The organism is Streptomyces lincolnensis, from assembly GCF_021173675.1.
Taxonomy (GTDB): domain Bacteria; phylum Actinomycetota; class Actinomycetes; order Streptomycetales; family Streptomycetaceae; genus Streptomyces; species Streptomyces lincolnensis_B.
In genome coordinates this window covers 401,531-419,947 of record NZ_JAIHON010000009.1, presented here as the reverse complement: position 1 = coordinate 419,947, position 18,417 = coordinate 401,531, and the positions used below count along the sequence as shown (strand labels likewise).

Below are 18,417 nucleotides of genomic sequence, written 5' to 3'. Positions count from 1 at the left end.
CACCGTTCGGTGGACATAAGGAGGGACACCCGGTCGTCCCTGAGCGTTCGGTTCCGGCCGAGGCTCGAACACATGACAGCACACGCGAAAGAACTCGCGGTGGACGTACGGGGGCTGCGCAAGCAGTACGGCGACGTGACCGCGGTCGACGGTATCGATCTCGGCATCCGCAAAGGGGAGGTCTTCGGCCTGCTGGGGCCCAACGGGGCGGGCAAGAGCACGACGGTGGAGATCCTCCAGGGCAACCGCGACCGGGACGCGGGCGAGGTGTCCGTCCTCGGTTCGGACCCGGCGCACGGCACGCGCGCGTGGCGCTCACGTGTCGGAATCGTCTGGCAGGACGAATCCGCGCCCGCCGAGTTGACGGTCGGCGAGACCGTGCGGCACTTCGCCCGCTACTACCCGAGGCCGCGGGACCCCGGGGAGGTCATCGGGCTGGTCGGTCTCGAGGCCAAGGAGAACAGCCGGATCAAGGCGCTCTCGGGCGGGCAGCGCCGCCGCCTCGACGTGGCCCTCGGGGTGATCGGCGATCCCGAGCTGCTGCTCCTGGACGAGCCGACCACCGGTTTCGACCCCGCGGCCCGGCGCCAGTTCTGGGACCTGATCCGCAAACTGGCCGACGAGGGCACGACCATCCTGCTCACCACGCACTATCTGGAGGAGGCGGAGGCCCTCGCCCACCGCCTCGCGATCATCAGCCGGGGGCAGGTGGTCGCCGAGGGCGAGCCCACCGCCCTGCGGCAGCGCCACGGCACCGGGGCGACCGTCGAGTGGATCGAGCCGGACGGCGTCCCGCGCACCGAGCACACGGACACCCCCACCCGGACGGTCGCCGAGCTGATGCGCCGCTTCGACGGCGAGATCCCGGGGCTCCGGGTCGGCCGCCCCACGCTGGAGGACGTCTACCTCCGGCTCACCGGACAGGAGGACGCGCGATGACCACGACCGCCGTACGGTCCCGCACCGAGGCGCCCGCCGCGCGGCTGCCCGGGGCGTGGGGGCTGGGGCTGCGCCAGGGCGCCCTGGAGCTCAAGCAGTTCTTCCGGCAGCGCGACCAGGTGGTGTTCACCTTCGCCTTCCCGGTGGTGTTCCTGTTCCTGTTCGCCTCGATCTTCAGCGACGACGTGGAGGGCGCCGGCATCACCGCCTCGCAGCTGTACGTCCCGGCGATGATGGCCGCCGGCATCATGTCGACCAGCTTCCAGTCGCTCGGCATCTCGATCGCGATCGAACGGGACGAGAAGGTGCTGCGCCGGCTGCGCGGCACGCCGATGCCGCCGGCGGCGTACTTCCTCGGCAAGATCTGGCTGGTTCTCGTCACGGGTCTGCTGGAGACGGTGATCCTGCTGGCCGTCGGCACGACGTTGTACGACGTGGAGCTGCCCTCGGACGCGGCCCGCTGGTTCGACTTCGCCTGGATCTTCGTGCTGGGCCTGACGGCGTGCGCGCTGCTGGGCATCGCGATCAGCTCGCTGCCGAAGACGAGCAAGAGCGCGAGTTCCGTGGTCGTGCTGCCCTTCCTGGTCCTGCAGTTCATCTCCGGCGTGTACATCGCGATCGACACCATCCCGGACTGGATGCTGAACATCGGGGCCCTGTTCCCGCTGAAGTGGATGTGCCAGGGGTTGCGCGGGGTGTTCCTGCCGGAGTCGGCCCAGGTCCTGGAGCAGGCCGGAGGCTGGGAGTTCGGGCGGGTCGCTCTGGTGCTGGCGGCGTGGTGCGTCGGAGGATTGCTGCTGTGCCTGCTGACCTTCCGGTGGAAGAACCGGCGCGACGGGTGACGGACCCGGACGGGGCCGTCGGCGCGTACACCTGGGACCGGTCGTTCCGGATCTGGGACGCGTACTTCGCGCTCATCTGGCTGGCCACCCTGGTGACCGTGCTCGGCGCGGACCGGCCGGGGCGGTCGGTCCGCGTCGTCGCGGCGGGACTCCTCGTCGCGCTCGTCCCCCTGTTCGTGTGGGTGGGGCGGCCCATCCTCCGGGGTGATCCGCCCGAGGAGCGGCAGGCCCTCGGCTATCTCGGGGCGGCCATGGCGCTGTTCCTGCCGTCGGCGATCCTGGTGGGCGAGACCCGGCTGATGACCTTCGCGCTGGTCCCCCAGTGCTTCATGACCCTGCGGATGCGGCGCGCGCTGGTCGTGGTGGCCGTGATCAACATCGTGCCGGTGGTGGGCTGGGTCCTGCTCTGGCGGCCGAGCGACGAGGACGTCTTCGCCAACGCGCTGTTCGCCGTGGTCTCCCTCGTCTTCTCGATCGCCGTCGGCAGCTGGGTCATCCGGATCATCGAGCAGAGCCAGGACCGGGCCGCGCTGATCGCGGAGCTGGACTCCAGCCGCCACGAGATCTCCCGCCTCTCGGCGGCGCACGGGGCCCTGACCGAGCGGGAACGGATGGCCCGGGAGATCCACGACACCCTCGCGCAGGGCTTCACCAGCCTGCTGATGCTGATCCAGGCCGTCGAGGCGGAACTCGACCACGACCTCCCGCAGGCCCGCCGTCATCTGGCGTTGATGGACGATACCGCCCGGCAGAACCTGGCCGAGGCGCGTGCCCTGGTCGCCGGGGGTGCACCGGCCGACCTGGACGGTGCCTCGCTCCCGGACGCCCTGCGCCGGCTGGCCGCGCGCCACGAGGCGGCCCTGGAAGTGTCCGGTCCGGTGCGTCCGCTGCCCGCGGGGCCCGAGGTGGTGGCGCTGCGCGCCTGCCAGGAGGCGCTGGCCAACGCCCGCAGGCACGCCGGGAGTTCGGCGTCCGTGGGGATCGCGCTGACCTACGCCGACGAGGCGCTCACCGTGTGCGTACGGGACACCGGGTGCGGTTTCGATCCGGCGGCCGTGCGCGGCGGCTACGGTCTGGCGGGGTTGCGCGCCCGGGCCACCGAGGTGGGCGGCACGGCACGGATCCTGAGTGCGCCGGGCGACGGGACGACCGTGACCGTCCGGCTGCCCGTCCCCCCTGTGAGGAGCTGCTCAACGTGATCCGGATCATCCTGGCCGACGACCATCCCGTCGTACGGGAGGGCCTCAGGGCGATGCTGAGCGCCGAGCCGGATCTGGAGGTGGTCGCCGACGCCTCCAGCGGGCCCCAGGCGGAGGCCCTGGCGGCCGAGCTGCGGCCCGACATCGTGCTGATGGACCTGCGGATGCCGGGCGGCGGGGGCGTCGACTCCATCGTGCGGATGTCGGGGGCAGGTCTGCCCTGCCGGGTCGTCGTCCTGACGACCTACGAGACGGACCGGGACATCCTGCGGGCCGTGGAGGCGGGAGCCGCGGGCTATCTCCTCAAGGACCTGCCCCGGGGTCAACTCGCGGAGGCGGTACGGCGGGCGGCGCGCGGCGAGACGGTGCTCGCCCCGTCGGTCGCCGCACGGCTTGTCGACCAGCTGCGGACCAAGCCGGAGCGCCCCCACCTGTCCTCACGCGAGACGGCGGTCCTCAGGCTGGTCGCCGAGGGCTGCACGAACGCGGAGATCGGCAGGCGGCTGTTCATCGGGGAGTCGACGGTCAAGACCCACTTGCTGCGCGTCTTCGGGAAACTCGACGTCGACGACCGAACGGCCGCCGTGACCAAGGCCATGCGCCACGGACTGCTCGACCCATAGCCCGGCCCCCCGGGGTCGACGACCGGACGGCCGAGGTGACGGGCGCGATGCGGTACGGGTTGCTGGACTGAGAATCTCGCCCCCGTCGCCCCTACCCGTCCCATCCTTCTGGGGCTCCGCCCCAGACCCCGCTCCTCAAACGCCGGAGGGGCTGATTTCAGCGGGGGTCCGGGGGCGAGGAAAGCCCTAGCCGAGCCGTGCTTCCAGCTCCGCCACGATCTCGTTGATCCCGACCGCCGTCTGCTCGCCGGACTCCATGTCCTTGAGCTGGACGACGCCCTCGGCGAGGTCGCGCTCGCCGGCGACGATGGTGTAGCGGGCCCCGCTGCGGTTGGCGTTCTTCATGGCGCCCTTGAGGCCCTTGCCGCCGTAGGAGAAGTCGGCGGCGATGCCCACCTTGCGCAGCTCGGTGACCTTGGTGAACAGGATCCGGCGGGCCTCCTCGCCCAGCGGTACCGCGAACACGCTGGTGGCGGCGGGGAGTTCGAGCTCGACGCCCTCCGCCTCCAGGGCGAGGACCGTGCGGTCGACGCCGAGCGCCCAGCCCACCGACGGCAGCGCGGGGCCGCCGATCATCTCGGAGAGGCCGTCGTAGCGGCCGCCGCCGCCCACCGCGGACTGGGAGCCCAGACCGTCGTGGACGAACTCGAAGGTGGTGCGGGTGTAGTAGTCCAGGCCGCGGACCAGCTTCGGGTCGTCCTCGAAGACGACGCCCGCGGCCGTGATCAGCTCGCGGACCTCTTCGTGGTACGCCTTGCAGGCGTCGCAGAGGTAGTCCCGCAGCAGCGGGGCGTCTCCGAGCTGCTTCTGGACCGACTCGCGCTTGTCGTCCAGGACCCGCAGCGGGTTGATCTCCGCCCGGCGCAGGGTGTCCTCGTCGAGGTCCAGGCCGCGCAGGAAGTCCTGCAGCGCGGCCCGGTACACCGGACGGCACTCCTTGTCGCCGAGGCTGTTGAGCAGGATGCGGAAGTTCCGCAGGCCCAGCGAGCGGTACGCCTGGTCGGCCAGGATGATCAGCTCGGCGTCCAGCGCCGGGTCCTCCGCACCGATGGCCTCGGCGCCGACCTGGGAGAAGTGCCGGTAGCGGCCCTTCTGGGGGCGCTCGTAGCGGTAGTACGAGCCGGAGTACCAGAGCTTGACCGGGAGGTTGCCCGTCTTGTGCAGGTTGGCCTCCAGGGCGGCGCGCAGCACGGAGGCCGTGCCCTCGGGGCGCAAAGCCAGCTTGTCGCCGCCCTTGGTCTCGAAGGCGTACATCTCCTTGGTCACGATGTCGGTGGACTCACCGACACCGCGCGCGAACAGTTCGACGTTCTCGAAGCCGGGCGTCTCGACGTAGCCGTAGCCGGAGTTGCGCAGGGGCGCGGCGATCGCCTCACGGACGGCCAGGTAGGTGGCGCTGTCCGGGGGGATCAGGTCGTACGTGCCCTTGGGGGCCTGAAAGGTGCTCACGGAAGTCTCTCGTCACATTCCTCGTCGGGGAGCCTCGGAGGCTCCCTGGCCGGCGGCCACCTGCCGCAGATACGGGTTGGTGGCGCGCTCCTGGCCGATGGTCGTCTGGGGGCCGTGGCCGGACAGCACCACGGTCGAGTCGTCGAGCGGCAGGCACACGCGGGCCAGCGAGTCGAGCATCTCGGCCATGTCACCGCCGGGCAGGTCGGTGCGTCCGATGGAGCCGGCGAAGAGCAGGTCGCCCGAGAAGAAGACCGGCGGGATGTCCGCCGCCTCGGGCAGGCCGAAGGTCACCGACCCCTTGGTATGGCCCGGCGCGTGCGCGACGGTCAGCTCCAGACCCGCGAGCTCCAGCTTCGAGCCGTCGGCCAGTTCACGGACGTCGTCCGGCTCCCCCACGGTCAGCTCGCCCATCAGCGGCATCCCGATGGAGCGGCCCAGCGCCTTCTCCGGGTCGCTCATCATGTAGCGGTCCTCGGGGTGGATCCAGGCCGGCACGTCGTGCGCGCCGCACACCGGGACGACCGAGGCCACGTGGTCGAGGTGGCCGTGCGTGAGGACGACGGCGACGGGCTTGAGCCGATGCTTCTTCAGCGTCTCCGCGACTCCCTCGGCGGCCTGGTGGCCGGGGTCGATGATCACGCACTCCGCACCGGCAGCGGGGGCGACGAGATAACAGTTCGTCCCCCAGGCTCCGGCGGGGAACCCGGCAATGAGCACGATCGTCCCTCGTTGTGTCGATACGGGCGGGCTTCGGGGCGGCTAAGCCTGTGGTCAGAGCCTACCGGCGCTGCCGATTCCTCAGCGAACCCATATACGGTACGGGGCACACGCAGGCGGTCGGCTCACAAGACGCACGCGTCCCAGTCGACGTACGAGACGCACGAGGAGAGAATCCGGTGGTCACCCAGGAACAGCGGAAGCGTCAGCTCGCCCGGGAGAAGTTCTTGCGGCAACAGCAGCGGCGCACAGCCGCGCGGCGCAAGGCCCGCATGCGCAACTCGGTGATCGCGTCGGTACTCGGCGTGGTCCTGGTCGGCAGTCTCGCCCTGTACACGAGCGGTGTGCTGAAGGACGACGACAAGACCAACGCGAGCTCCGAATCGACGCCGAGCGCGGAGCCCAGCAAGGCGCCGGACCCGTGCGAGAAGCCGGCGGCGGGCAAGGCCAAGACGGCGACCTGGAAGAAGGAGCCGCCGCTGACCATCGACAAGTCGGCGACGTACACGATGGAGCTGGCGACGACCTGCGGCGACATAGACATCGCGCTGAAGACGTCGGCGGCGCCGCGCACGGTGAACTCGTTCGACTTCCTCGCGGGCAAGGGCTACTTCGACCACACCAAGTGCCACCGGCTCACCACCGAGGGCATCTACGTCCTCCAGTGCGGCGACCCGACGGGCAGTGGCAGCGGCGGTCCGGGCTACACGATCCCGGACGAGAATCTGAAGGACAAAAGCCTCAAGAGCAACATCTATCCGGCGGGCACCGTGGCGATGGCGAACACCGGCCAGCCGAACTCCGGCGGCAGTCAGTTCTTCCTCGTCTACCAGGACAGTCAGCTGCCGCCCAGCTACACACCGTTCGGCACCGTGTCCGAATCCGGCATGAAGGTCCTGAAGAAGATCGCCGCCGCCGGAGCGCAGGCCGCGGACCCCACGACGGGCAACACGGCACCCAACGCGACCGTTGTCATCAACAAGGCAACTGTCACCAAATCCTGACCGCCAGCTGCGAAATTTCGGTCGCGCGGGATGCGGACAGGCCGCCCGCCGGTCGCCTATGTTGGCCGTGACGAAACTGTGGACGATGCCCGGGGGTGCTGAGGCCCCTCGCAGGCATCATGTGGAGGAGGCGCTGTGAGCAGCGACCCGTGGGGCCGCGTCGACGAGACGGGGACCGTGTACGTGCGTACGGCCGACGGCGAGCAGGTCGTCGGTTCCTGGCAGGCGGGCTCTCCCGAAGAGGCGCTGGCCTATTTCGAGCGCAAGTACGAGGGCCTGGTTGTCGAGATCGGCCTCCTCGAGAAGCGAGTGAAGACCACCGACCTGTCGGCGAAGGACGCACAGGTCGCGATCGACCACATCCGGGAGCAGGTCGACGCCCACCACGCGGTCGGTGACCTGGACGCGCTCAAGGTCCGGCTGGACAAGCTCGTGGAGACCGTCGAGAAGCGCCGCGAGGAGCGCAAGCAGCAGCGCGCCAAGCAGTCCGACGAGGCCCGGCACGCCAAGGAGGCCCTGGTCACCGAGGCGGAGGAGCTCGCCCAGTCCGACCAGTGGCGGGCGGCGGGTGAGCGGCTGCGTGCCCTGGTGGACACCTGGAAGGGCCTGCCCCGCCTGGACCGCAAGTCCGACGACGAGCTGTGGCACCGCTTCTCGCACGCCCGCTCGGCGTTCTCCAAGCGCCGCAAGGCGCACTTCGCGCAGCTGGACGCGCAGCGCGAGGAGGCCCGCCGCACCAAGGAGCGCCTGGTCGGCGAGGCCGAGGCGCTGTCGGGGTCGACGGACTGGGGCCCGACGGCCGCGCGCTACCGCGAGCTGATGGCGGAGTGGAAGGCCGCGGGGCGTGCCCAGCGCGAGCACGAGGACGACCTGTGGAACCGCTTCCGCGGTGCCCAGGACGTGTTCTTCGCCGCCCGCAGCTCGGTCTTCGCCGAGCGGGACGCCGAGCAGACGGAGAACCTCAAGCTGAAGGAGGAGCTGGCCGAGGAGGCCGAGAAGCTCCTGCCGATCGGCGACCTGAAGGGCACGCGGGCCGCGTTCCGCTCGATCAACGAGCGCTGGGAGGCCATCGGCCACGTCCCGCGCGACGCCCGCCCGAAGGTCGAGGGCCGGATGCACGCCGTGGAGCGGGCCATCCAGGAGGCCGAGGAGACCGAGTGGCGCCGGACCAACCCGGAGGCACGCGCGCGTGCCGAGGGTCTGACCGGCCAGCTCCAGGCCGCCGTCGACAAGCTCAAGGGCCAGATCGAGCAGGCCCGCGCCCAGGGCAACAACGCCAGGGCCGACAAGCTCGAGCGTGAGCTGGAGGGCCGCCAGGCGCTTCTGGACCAGGCCCTGAAGGGCCTCCAGGAGTTCGGCGGCTGAGACCGTACGGCGAAGGGCCCCGCACCCTCGGGTGCGGGGCCCTTCGGTATGTCCGCTACGACGGCTGCGCGATGTCCGCTACGACCGGCTGCGCGCCGACGTCACGCGGTACACGTCGTACACGCCCTCGACGCCCCGGACCGCCTTCAGGACGTGCCCGAGGTGCTTCGGGTCGCCCATCTCGAAGGTGAAGCGGGAGGTGGCGACGCGGTCGCGGGAGGTCTGGACGGCCGCGGAGAGGATGTTGACGTGCTGGTCGGACAGGACGCGGGTGACGTCCGACAGGAGCCGGGAGCGGTCCAGGGCCTCGACCTGGATGGCGACCAGGAAGACCGAGGACTGGGTGGGCGCCCACTCGACTTCCAGGATGCGCTCGGGCTCACGGGACAGGGAGTCCACGTTCACGCAGTCGTTGCGGTGAACCGATACTCCACTGCCGCGGGTGACGAAGCCCATGATCGGATCACCGGGCACGGGCGTGCAGCAGCGGGCGAGCTTGACCCACACGTCGTCGACGCCCTTGACCACGACACCCGGGTCGTTGCTGCTGCGCCGCTTGCGGCCGCGGCCGCGCGTGGAGGGGACCGACTCGTCCATCTCCTCGGTGGCGGCCTCCTCGCCGCCGAGGGCCTGCACCAGCTTCTGCACGACGTTCTGCGCGGCCACATGGCCCTCGCCGATCGCCGCGTAGAGCGAGGAGATGTCCGGGTAGCGCATCTCGTGCGCGAGCGTGACCAGCGAGTCGCCGGTGAGGATGCGCTGGATCGGCAGGTTCTGTTTGCGCATCGCCCGTGCGATGGCGTCCTTGCCCTGCTCGATCGCCTCGTCGCGCCGCTCCTTGGAGAACCAGGCGCGGATCTTGTTGCGGGCACGCGGCGACTTCACGAAGCCGAGCCAGTCGCGGGAGGGGCCCGCGCCGGCCGCCTTGGAGGTGAAGACCTCGACCAGGTCGCCGTTGTCCAGCGTGGATTCGAGGGGGACGAGCCTGCCGTTGACCCGGGCGCCTATGGTCCGGTGGCCGACCTCCGTGTGCACGGCGTAGGCGAAGTCCACGGGAGTGGCACCGGCCGGCAGCGCTATGACGTCGCCCTTGGGGGTGAAGACGAAGACCTCGTTGCGGGACAGGTCGAAGCGCAGGGACTCCAGGAACTCGCCCGGGTCCTCGGTCTCCTTCTGCCAGTCGAGGAGCTGGCGCAGCCACGCCATGTCGTTGAGGTGGTCGTCCTTGCCCTTGCCGGTCGACTTGGGCGCGTCGTTGCGGACCTTGGAGGCGCCGGCGACGGCCTCCTGCTTGTACTTCCAGTGCGCGGCGATGCCGTACTCGGCGCGGCGGTGCATGTCGAAGGTGCGGATCTGGAGTTCGACCGGCTTGCCGTTGGGTCCGATGACCGTCGTGTGCAGTGACTGGTACATGTTGAACTTGGGCATCGCGATGTAGTCCTTGAACCGCCCCGGAACCGGGTTCCAGCGGGCGTGGACGGTGCCCAGCGCCGCGTAGCAGTCGCGGACGGTGTCCACCAGGACGCGGATGCCCACCAGGTCGTAGATCTCCGCGAAGTCCCGGCCGCGGACGATCATCTTCTGGTAGACGCTGTAGTAGTGCTTCGGGCGGCCGGTGACGGTGGCCTTGATACGGGCGGCGCGCAGGTCGGCCTGGACCTCGTCGGTCACTATGGCCAGGTACTCGTCACGCTTCGGTGCCCGCTCGGCCACCAGCCGGACGATCTCGTCGTACATCTTGGGGTAGAGGATCGCGAAGGCGAGGTCCTCCAGCTCCCACTTGATGGTGTTCATGCCCAGGCGGTGGGCGAGCGGCGCGTAGATCTCCAGGGTCTCGCGCGCCTTCTTCTCCTGCTTCTCCCGCTTGAGGTAGCGCATGGTGCGCATGTTGTGCAGCCGGTCGGCGAGCTTGATGACCAGGACCCGCGGGTCCTTCGCCATCGCCACGACCATCTTGCGCACGGTCTCGGCCTGTGCGGCCTCGCCGAACTTGACCTTGTCCAGCTTGGTGACGCCGTCGACGAGGAGGGCGACCGAGTCACCGAAGTCGCGGCGCAGCTGGTCCAGGCCGTACTCGGTGTCCTCGACGGTGTCGTGCAGCAGACCGGCCATGAGGGTGGCCGGGTCCATGCCGAGCTCGGCGAGGATGGTGGTCACCGCGAGCGGGTGCGTGATGTACGGGTCGCCGCTCTTGCGCTTCTGGCCGCGGTGCCAGCGTTCGGCGACCTGGTAGGCCGTCTCGATCTTGCGGAGCGTCGCGGTCTCGATCTTCGGGTCGTTGCTGCGCACTATCCGCAGCAGCGGCTCCAGAACCGGGTTGTAGGGGTTGGAGCGCTGGACGCCGAGGCGGGCGAGACGGGCGCGGACGCGGTTGGAGGAGCCGGAACGGGCGGGCTGGCCGGCGGGGGCACGGACCGTGGAGGTGTTCACGGGGCGCTCGGGCGTGACCGGCTTGGGGCGCGGCGGCTCGGCGGGCTTGTCGACGGGCGCGGCCTGGGCGTGCTGGACCGGCCCGCGGGTGTCGTTCTTCGCCTGCGACGCGTTCGGCGCGGGCTTCGCCGCGGGGGCCGAGGCGGACTCGGGCTTGGCGGCGGTAAGGGGCTGGGCCTCGTCTGGCAAGAGGACTCCTCGTGCGCGATCCGGGTCCCCCGGTCAGGCTCCGGAGACCCCATGGTAGCGATCCTGCGCCCCAGGATCGCCTTCAGGCCGATGTGAGGGCCGTCTACTCGTGAAACACGAGGGGCGGGCACCGGATTCCTCCGGGCCCGCCCTCGCGGTGTTCTGCGGGTGTCGCCGGGGTGTCCCCCGGGTGGCTCCGCCGGTCTCAGACCTTGAGCAGCGACTCCAGCGGAGCTCCGGACAGCGCCGGTTCCAGGCGGGCGCGACCGCCCAGGAAGCCCAGCTCCATCAGGACGGCCAGGCCCGCGACCTCGGCGCCCGCCCGGCGGATGAGCTGGATCGACGCCTCGGCGGTGCCACCGGTGGCCAGGACGTCGTCCACGACCAGGACCCGGTCACCGGCCGCGAGGTCCTCGGCGTGCACCTCGATCTCGGCCGAGCCGTACTCCAGGTCGTAGGCCTGGCTGAGGGTCGCTCCGGGGAGCTTGCCCGCCTTGCGCACGGGGATGAAGCCCAGGCCCGCGCGGACCGCGACCGGGGCGCCGAGGATGAAGCCGCGGGCCTCCAGGCCGACGATCTTCGTGGCGCCGGTCTCCGTGGCGATCCGGGCGAGGGCGTCGGTGAGCGCGGTGAACGCCGCCGGGTCCGCCAGGAGCGGGGTGATGTCCTTGAACATCACGCCCGGCTCCGGGTAGTCGGCCACGTCACGGATCCGGCTGAGCAGCAGCGGCGTGATCTCCGCGAGCTCGGTCATCGGCGCTTCCCCGACGGACGGCCGCGACCCCGGTTGCGGGACGCGGGCTGGCTGCGCGGACCGACGACCGCGTGGGCCTCGTCGTCCTCGGGCTCGTCCACCGGCTCCTCGTCGGTGACCTGGGCGTCCGGGGACACACCCGCGGTGGCCGCCTGGGCACGCTTGGCGAGGACGCGCTTCTTCAGCGCCTTCATCTGCGGCTCGATCTCCTTGAGGTCGGCGACGAGCGGCGTGGCGATGAAGATCGAGGAGTACGCACCGGCGGCGAGACCGACGAACAGCGACAGCGAGATGTCGTTCAGCATGCCGGCCCCGAGGACACCGCCACCGATGAACAGCAGGCCCGCCACCGGCAGCAGCGCCACCACGGTGGTGTTGATGGAACGGACCAGCGTGCTGTTGATCGAGCGGTTGGCGACGTCGCTGTAGGTCCAGCGGGTCTGCTTGGTGATGTCCTTGGTCTGTTCCTTGAGGCTGTCGAAGACGACGACCGTGTCGTAGAGCGAGTAACCGAGGATGGTCAGCAGACCGATCACCGTGCCGGGTGTGACCTCGAAGCCGACGAGGGCGTAGATGCCGACGGTGATGGTGATGTCGTGGATCAGCGCGACGAACGCGGCGACCGCCATGCGCCATTCGAAGGCGATCGCCAGATAGATCACGACGAGGACCAGGAAGATCCCGAGGCCCTGCCAGGCCTTGTTGGCGATCTGGTCACCCCAACTGGGGCCGATCAGGTCGGCGTTGATCTGCTCGGCGTCGACCTTGAGGTCCTTGGCCAGCTCTTCCTTGATCTGGTTGGACTTGTCGGTGTCGATGCCGGCGATCTGGATGCGCAGGCTGCCGTTGCCGAGCTTCTGCACGATCGCTTCGTGGCCGGATGCCTCCGTCGCGTACTCCTCGGCCTGGGAGACCGAGACGGAGGTGTTCTTCGGGGTGGTGAAGACCGCACCGCCCTGGAAGTCGATGCCCATGTTCAGGCCGCGCACCGCCAGGCCGACGATGGCCGTGATGGTGATCAGGATCGAGATGCCGTACCAGATCTTGCGGTTCTTGACGAAGTCGTAGCCGATCTCGCCACGATGCAGTCGGGCGCCGAGGTTGCCGAGTTTCGACATCTCACGCCTCCTTCGGGTCGACGGGGCCGGCGGTGGGAGCGGTGCGGCGCGTGCGGCGCAGCGGAGGCTTGGCGCCCAGGGCCTTGGGGTCGAGGCCGGACCACTTGTGGCCGCTCGCGAAGAACTTACGGCGTGCCATGAGCGTCAGCAGCGGCTTGGTGAAGAGGAACACCACGACGACGTCGAGCAGGGTGGTCAGACCGAGCGTGAACGCGAAGCCCTGGACCTTGCCGACGGTGACGATGAACAGCACCGCCGCGGCGAGGAACGACACGAAGTCGGAGACCAGGATGGTGCGCCGGGCGCGCGGCCAGGCCCGCTCGACGGCGGGGCGCAGGGTGCGGCCCTCGCGGATCTCGTCACGGACCCGTTCGAAGTAGACGATGAACGAGTCCGCCGTGATGCCGATCGCGACGATGGCACCGCAGACGGCCGGCAGGTTGAGCGCGAAGCCGATGGCCGGGCCGAGCAGCGACATGATCACGTAGGTGAGCGCGGCGGAGACCAGCAGCGAGGCGACCGCGATGAACGACAGGCCGCGGTAGTACACCAGCAGGTAGAGGACGACCAGGGCGAGACCGATGGCGCCGGCGATCAGACCGGCGTGCAGCTGCTCGCCACCGAGCGCGGCCGTCACCGTGGTGACGCTGTCCTCCTTGAAGGACAGCGGCAGGGCGCCGTACGACAGCATGTTGGCGAGGCCCTGGGCCTCCTCCTGGGTGAAGCTGCCGGAGATCTCCGCGTTGCCGGTGGTCAGCGCCTGGCTGACGCGCGGGTCGGAGACGACCTCGCCGTCGAGCACGATCGCGAACTGGTTCTGCGGGGGCTGGTTCTGGGCGAGCCGGCCGGTGATGTCGGCGAACTTCTTGGTGCCCTTGCCCGTGAAGTCCATGGTGACGGTCCAGCCGGCGGCGGTCGTCGTCTGGAAGACGGCCTGCGCCTTGTCGACGTCGGTGCCGTCGACCGCGGCCGGGCCGAGGATGTACTTCTGCCACTGGCCGCTCGAGTTGCCGCAGGCCACCGTCGGGTCGGTGGGCTTGGCGCCCTTGCCGGCCTCGGCGCGGACCGTCGGCTTGGTGCAGTCCAGAGCGGCGTACTCGGCCTGGAGCTTGCTGGTCGCGTCGTCGGCGCCGCCGCTCGCGGACGGGGAGGCGGAGGGGCTCGTGGAGCCCGAGGGGCTCGTGGACGGCGTGGCGTCGGCCTTCAGGGCGTCGGTGACCGCGCGGCCCTGGGTGCTGGAGGTCGGCGACGGCGTGGCGGAGGGGGATCCCGACGAGGTCGCCTCCTCCTTGGAGCCGTCGGTCGCCTTGTCGCTCGCGCTGCTGGAGGCGCTCGGCGACGGGCTGGCCGACGCGGGGCCGGAGAGCTCGGTGGTGAGGACCGGGCGGAAGTAGAGCTTGGCGGTGGTGCCTACCTGGTCCTGGGCCTCCTTGGAGTTCGTGCCCTTGGGGATGTTGACGATGATGTTCGCGTCGCCCTGGGTCTGAACCTCGGCCTCCGAGACACCAAGACCATTGACACGGCGGTTCATGATCTCGACCGCGGTGTCCATGTTGGTCTTGTTGATCGCGGACTCCTGGCCCGGCTCCGTCTCGGCCCGCAGCGTGATGCTGGTACCGCCGGCGAGGTCGATGCCGAGCCGCGGGGTGGTGTGCCCGGACAGGAACATCCCTCCGGTCAGCGCCACCATGGCGATCAGGATGAGGGCCAGCGAGCGCCCTGGCTTGCTCTGGGCGCTCGCGTTCCGGCCCCTCTTAGGTGCTGCCACCTTCTTGTACTCCCTCTCGGGCCGCCTCGCGCCGGATCGGCGGGCGGGCGGCCATGACAATGTGTCGGGATCCCGTGCGAGCTGCACACGTCCCGGGGCGCGCTGCGGCGGTTCGCGCGCCCCCGGCGTGCGACTACTTGGCCTCGGAGTCGCCGCCGGTCTTCTTCGGCTCCTCGTCCGTCTTCACGTCGTCCGTCTTCGCGGCGGCGGCCTCGGTGGGCTCGGCGTCGGTGGTCTCCTCGACCGTGTCCTTCTTGCCGAGGTCGACGGACTTGTCGTCGGAGTCGGAGTCGGAGTCCGCGTCGGCGGCCTCGGTCTCGTCGGTCTCGGTGAGGGAGGAGGCGTCGTCGGGGACGACGTCGGAGTCGGACTTCAGGTCGTGCTCGATGCCGTGGACGATGCGGTTGTACTCGTCGTCGGAGAGGACGGCCCCGATGGCGTTCTTCGCGAAGAGGAGGTCGACGCCCGGAGCGGCGTCGACGAGGACCGTGTCCTCGTTGACCTCCTTCACCGTCGCGTACATGCCCCCGATGGTGCGGATGCCACTGCCGGGCTGCATATCGTTCCGCATCTGCGCCGCTGCCTGCTGCTTCTTCTTGGCGGAGCGGGTCATCAGGAACATGGCCCCGATGAGCACGATGAACGGGAGGAGGGTCACGAGACTCACGGGTCGGTACTTCCTTCACGCGACCGCGATGGTGAGCGGCCTGATGGTTGGGGGTATGTACGCCGCCGACAAAGGCGGCATCGGCGGAGTCTAAGCGAGTCCGCGCGCATGGAACAACGCTCAGCATCCCACCGGGGTTCCTGCTCGGGCCAATGCGCGCGCCGTCACCGCGTCGTCACGTCCCGAACAGGTCCTGTTGTCCGTTTCCTGTGGACGCCGACCGGGGCGGGGTGAGGCCGAGATGCGCCCATGCCGCGGGCGTGGCGACCCGGCCGCGCGGGGTGCGGGCGAGCAGGCCCTCACGGACAAGGAACGGTTCGGCGACCTCCTCCACGGTCTCCCGCTCCTCCCCCACCGCGACCGCGAGCGTGGACAGGCCGACCGGGCCGCCGCCGAACAGCTTGAGCAGGGCCTCCAGAACGCCCCGGTCCAGGCGGTCGAGGCCACGGGCGTCGACCTCGTAGACGGCGAGGGCCGCCGCGGCGATGTCCCGGGTGATCAGGCCGTCGGCCTTGACCTGGGCGTAGTCGCGCACCCGGCGCAGCAGGCGGTTGGCGATGCGGGGCGTGCCGCGGGAGCGGCCGGCGATCTCGGCGGCGCCGTCGGCCTCGATCTCGACGTCGAGCAGGTTCGCCGAGCGGTGGATGACCCGCTCCAGCTCGGGGGGCTCGTAGAACTCCATGTGCGCGGTGAAGCCGAAGCGGTCACGCAGCGGGGGCGGCAGCAGGCCCGCGCGGGTGGTGGCGCCGACCAGCGTGAAGGGCGGCAGCTCCAGGGGGATGGCGGTGGCGCCGGGGCCCTTGCCGACGATGACGTCGACCCGGTAGTCCTCCATCGCCATGTACAGCATCTCCTCGGCGGGCCGCGACATGCGGTGGATCTCGTCGAGGAAGAGGACCTCGCCCTCCTGGAGGGAGGACAGGATCGCGGCCAGGTCGCCGGCGTGCTGGATCGCGGGGCCGCTGGTGATGCGGATCGGGGCGTTCATCTCGGCCGCGATGATCATCGACAGGGTGGTCTTGCCGAGACCGGGGGCGCCGGAGAGAAGGACGTGGTCGGCGGTGGCGCCGCGGGCGCGGGCCGCCCGGAGGACCAGGTCGAGCTGTTCGCGGACCTTCTCCTGCCCGATGAACTCGTGCAGGTCCTTGGGCCGCAGGGCGGCCTCGACGGCCTGGTCCTCCCGGTCGGCGCCGGAGTCCACCAGCCGCTCCGCGGCGGGGCCGACGAGCCGCTCGGCGGCACTCTCGTCGGCCGTGTCGTCCCAGTTCATGTGATGTGCCTCGGTATCCGATGGGTCAGCGGGCGCGGTTCAGGGTCTGCAGGGCCGCCTTCAGCAGCCGGCCGACCTGGGGGGTGCCCTCGGCCTCGGCCTGCGGCGCCACGGCGGACACGGCCTCGTCGGCCTCGCGGGTCGCGTACCCCAGACCGATCAGGGCCGCGTGCAGCTGGTCGCGCCAGCCCTGGGTGATCGGGGCGCCGATCGCGGGGGCGCCGATGGGCTCGCCCAGGCGGTCCTTCAGTTCGAGGAGCAGCTTCTGGGCGCCCTTCTTGCCGATGCCCGGGACGGCGATGAGCGCCTTCTCGTCACCGGTCGCGACGGCCCGGCGCAGTGCGTCCGGGCTGTGCACGGCCAGCATCGCCTGGGCCAGCCGCGGGCCGACTCCGCTCGCGGTCTGGAGCAGTTCGAAGACCTGGCGTTCGTCGTCGTCGACGAAGCCGTACAGGGTCAGTGAGTCCTCGCGTACGACGAGGGAGGTCGCGAGCTTGGCCGGCTGGCCGAGCCGGAGCGTGGAGAGCGTGTTCGGCGTGCACTGGACGGCCATGCCGACACCGCCCACCTCGACCACCGCGGCGTCGGGGGCGAGTGCGGCGACGGTGCCGCTGACGAAGGCGATCATGCCCTACGGCCTTTCGATGCGTGCAGGGCGACGGCCTGCTGGAGTCGGTTCTGGGCGGGGGCGCGCCAGATGTGGCAGATGGCGAGCGCGAGGGCGTCGGCCGCGTCGGCGGGCTTCGGGGGCGCGTCGAGCCGCAGCAGCCGGGTGACCATGGCACCGACCTGGGCCTTGTCCGCGCGACCGCTGCCGGTGACGGCGGCCTTGACCTCGCTGGGGGTGTGCAGGGCGACGGGGATGCCGCGGCGGGCGGCGCAGAGCATCGCGACGGCGCTGGCCTGGGCGGTGCCCATCACCGTACGGACGTTGTGCTGGCTGAACACCCGCTCCACGGCGACGAATTCGGGCCGGTGCTCGTCCAGCCACTGTTCGATGCCCTGCTCGACGGCGACGAGGCGCTGCCCCAACTCGGCGTCCGCGGGCGTGCGGACGACGCCGACGCCGAGCATGGTGAGCGGCCGCCCCGCGACGCCCTCGACCACACCGACACCGCACCGCGTCAGTCCCGGGTCCACCCCCAGTACGCGCACCCCGCCCCCTTACTCTTCTTACTCTTCGCTCGCCTGTTTGTGCAGGCTATCGGGTGCCACCGACAACGCCGGTCAACGCGACGGGCCGACGGGTGTGTCCCGTCGGCCCGTTCGCATCCGGAGCGTCGGCTCAGGCGTCGACCTTCTCCATGACCTCGTCGCTGACATCGAAGTTGGCGAAGACGTTCTGGACGTCGTCGCTGTCCTCGAGCGCGTCGATCAGCTTGAAGATCTTCCTGGCGCCCTCCTCGTCCAGCTCGACCTGCATGGTCGGGACGAAGTTGGCGTCGGCGGAGTCGTAGTCGATCCCGGCGTCCTGCAGGGCGGTGCGGACGGCGACCAGGTCGGTGGCCTCGCTGAGGATCTCGAAGGACTCGCCGAGGTCGTTGACCTCTTCGGCGCCCGCGTCCAGGACCGCTCCGAGGACGTCGTCCTCGGCCAGCTCGCCCTTGGGGACGATGACGACGCCCTTGCGGTTGAAGAGGTACGACACCGAGCCCGGGTCGGCCATGGAGCCGCCGTTGCGGGTCATGGCGACGCGGACGTCGGAGGCGGCGCGGTTGCGGTTGTCGGTGAGGCACTCGATGAGGACCGCGACGCCGTTCGGGCCGTAGCCCTCGTACATGATCGTCTCGTAGTCGGCGCCACCGGCCTCAAGGCCACCGCCGCGCTTGATCGCGGAGTCGATGTTCTTGTTCGGGACCGAGCTCTTCTTCGCCTTCTGGACGGCGTCGTACAGCGTCGGGTTGCCGTCGAGGTCCACGCCGCCCATGCGCGCCGCGACCTCGATGTTCTTGATCAGCTTCGCGAAGAGCTTGCCGCGCTTGGCGTCGATCACGGCCTTCTTGTGCTTCGTCGTGGCCCATTTAGAGTGGCCGGACATCTGCCTGTCTCCTTCGCGTAACCCATCCAGATACGAACGCCA

At 70.3% G+C, this 18,417-nt stretch carries 17 protein-coding genes; 6 read left to right on the top strand and 11 right to left on the bottom strand.

Features of this window, described 5'->3' with window-relative positions; translation table 11 throughout:
- The first annotated feature begins 72 nt into the window (after positions 1-72).
- Genes K4B79_RS28370 through K4B79_RS28355 form a run of 4 tightly spaced genes read left to right on the top strand, consistent with a single transcriptional unit; the run spans position 73 to position 3,603 of the window.
- A complete protein-coding gene (locus K4B79_RS28370) occupies positions 73-939 on the top strand; it encodes an ABC transporter ATP-binding protein (RefSeq protein ID WP_232029768.1) in 867 nt (288 codons plus the stop codon).
- A complete protein-coding gene (locus tag K4B79_RS28365) occupies positions 936-1,781 on the top strand; it encodes an ABC transporter permease (protein ID WP_232029767.1) in 846 nt (281 codons plus the stop codon). The genes K4B79_RS28370 and K4B79_RS28365 overlap by 4 nt, the downstream gene beginning before the upstream one ends.
- The gene (locus K4B79_RS28360) at positions 1,739-2,980 is read left to right on the top strand and encodes a sensor histidine kinase (protein ID WP_232029766.1); all 1,242 of its coding nucleotides are present in this window, start codon (positions 1,739-1,741) and stop codon (positions 2,978-2,980) included. The genes K4B79_RS28365 and K4B79_RS28360 overlap by 43 nt, the downstream gene beginning before the upstream one ends.
- Entirely contained in the window at positions 2,977-3,603 is a 627-nt protein-coding gene (locus K4B79_RS28355) for a response regulator (protein WP_232029765.1), read from the top strand. The genes K4B79_RS28360 and K4B79_RS28355 overlap by 4 nt, the downstream gene beginning before the upstream one ends.
- Positions 3,604-3,789: 186 nt before the next feature.
- On the opposite strand, the gene hisS is transcribed toward K4B79_RS28355, so the two are convergent.
- Positions 3,790-5,052, bottom strand: coding sequence for a histidine--tRNA ligase (hisS, locus tag K4B79_RS28350; RefSeq protein WP_232029764.1), 1,263 nt, complete (start codon positions 5,050-5,052; stop codon positions 3,790-3,792).
- Between the two features lie 12 nt (positions 5,053-5,064).
- Entirely contained in the window at positions 5,065-5,772 is a 708-nt protein-coding gene (locus tag K4B79_RS28345; protein WP_232029763.1) for an MBL fold metallo-hydrolase, read from the bottom strand.
- Positions 5,773-5,951: 179 nt separating this feature from the next.
- Between K4B79_RS28345 and K4B79_RS28340 the strand changes: the two genes are divergently transcribed.
- Positions 5,952-6,776 carry a peptidylprolyl isomerase gene (locus tag K4B79_RS28340; protein WP_232029762.1) on the top strand — a complete coding sequence of 275 codons (825 nt, stop codon included), beginning with the start codon at positions 5,952-5,954 and terminating at the stop codon, positions 6,774-6,776.
- A 135-nt stretch (positions 6,777-6,911) separates the two neighbouring features.
- Positions 6,912-8,141: a DUF349 domain-containing protein gene (locus tag K4B79_RS28335; RefSeq protein ID WP_232029761.1), complete on the top strand. Its 1,230-nt coding sequence runs from the start codon at positions 6,912-6,914 to the stop codon at positions 8,139-8,141.
- A 78-nt stretch (positions 8,142-8,219) separates the two neighbouring features.
- Here the strand turns inward: K4B79_RS28335 and relA are convergent, their stop codons facing one another.
- The 9 genes from relA to K4B79_RS28290 form a co-directional block, all read right to left on the bottom strand.
- Complete coding sequence (relA, locus tag K4B79_RS28330) at positions 8,220-10,760, bottom strand: GTP pyrophosphokinase (RefSeq protein WP_232029760.1); 2,541 nt, start codon at positions 10,758-10,760, stop codon at positions 8,220-8,222.
- 205 nt (positions 10,761-10,965) lie between these two features.
- Entirely contained in the window at positions 10,966-11,514 is a 549-nt protein-coding gene (locus K4B79_RS28325; RefSeq protein WP_232029759.1) for an adenine phosphoribosyltransferase, read from the bottom strand.
- Complete coding sequence (gene secF, locus K4B79_RS28320) at positions 11,511-12,632, bottom strand: protein translocase subunit SecF (RefSeq protein WP_232029758.1); 1,122 nt, start codon at positions 12,630-12,632, stop codon at positions 11,511-11,513. Before secF ends, K4B79_RS28325 begins: the two co-directional genes overlap by 4 nt.
- A gap of 1 nt (position 12,633) precedes the next feature.
- The gene (gene secD, locus K4B79_RS28315; protein WP_232029757.1) at positions 12,634-14,400 is read right to left on the bottom strand and encodes a protein translocase subunit SecD; all 1,767 of its coding nucleotides are present in this window, start codon (positions 14,398-14,400) and stop codon (positions 12,634-12,636) included.
- 133 nt (positions 14,401-14,533) lie between these two features.
- On the bottom strand, positions 14,534-15,067 hold the full coding sequence (gene yajC / locus K4B79_RS28310; protein ID WP_232029756.1) for a preprotein translocase subunit YajC: 534 nt from the start codon (positions 15,065-15,067) through the stop codon (positions 14,534-14,536).
- A gap of 175 nt (positions 15,068-15,242) precedes the next feature.
- Complete coding sequence (gene ruvB, locus K4B79_RS28305; RefSeq protein WP_232029755.1) at positions 15,243-16,337, bottom strand: Holliday junction branch migration DNA helicase RuvB; 1,095 nt, start codon at positions 16,335-16,337, stop codon at positions 15,243-15,245.
- A gap of 25 nt (positions 16,338-16,362) precedes the next feature.
- Positions 16,363-16,965: a Holliday junction branch migration protein RuvA gene (gene ruvA / locus K4B79_RS28300; RefSeq protein ID WP_232029754.1), complete on the bottom strand. Its 603-nt coding sequence runs from the start codon at positions 16,963-16,965 to the stop codon at positions 16,363-16,365.
- The gene (ruvC, locus tag K4B79_RS28295) at positions 16,962-17,492 is read right to left on the bottom strand and encodes a crossover junction endodeoxyribonuclease RuvC (protein WP_232029753.1); all 531 of its coding nucleotides are present in this window, start codon (positions 17,490-17,492) and stop codon (positions 16,962-16,964) included. Before ruvC ends, ruvA begins: the two co-directional genes overlap by 4 nt.
- A 130-nt stretch (positions 17,493-17,622) precedes the next feature.
- On the bottom strand, positions 17,623-18,375 hold the full coding sequence (locus K4B79_RS28290) for a YebC/PmpR family DNA-binding transcriptional regulator (RefSeq protein ID WP_232029752.1): 753 nt from the start codon (positions 18,373-18,375) through the stop codon (positions 17,623-17,625).
- Positions 18,376-18,417 lie beyond the last annotated feature (42 nt).

Bases quoted from the DNA above. Each gene is read 5' to 3' on its own strand.
- K4B79_RS28370 (WP_232029768.1), top strand. From the start codon at position 73: ATGACAGCACACGCGAAAGAACTCGCGGTGGACGTACGGGGGCTGCGC.
- K4B79_RS28365 (WP_232029767.1), top strand. From the start codon at position 936: ATGACCACGACCGCCGTACGGTCCCGCACCGAGGCGCCCGCCGCGCGG.
- K4B79_RS28325 (WP_232029759.1), bottom strand. From the start codon at position 11,514: ATGACCGAGCTCGCGGAGATCACGCCGCTGCTGCTCAGCCGGATCCGT.
- secF (WP_232029758.1), bottom strand. From the start codon at position 12,632: ATGTCGAAACTCGGCAACCTCGGCGCCCGACTGCATCGTGGCGAGATC.
- ruvB (WP_232029755.1), bottom strand. From the start codon at position 16,337: ATGAACTGGGACGACACGGCCGACGAGAGTGCCGCCGAGCGGCTCGTC.
- ruvA (WP_232029754.1), bottom strand. From the start codon at position 16,965: ATGATCGCCTTCGTCAGCGGCACCGTCGCCGCACTCGCCCCCGACGCC.
- K4B79_RS28290 (WP_232029752.1), bottom strand. From the start codon at position 18,375: ATGTCCGGCCACTCTAAATGGGCCACGACGAAGCACAAGAAGGCCGTG.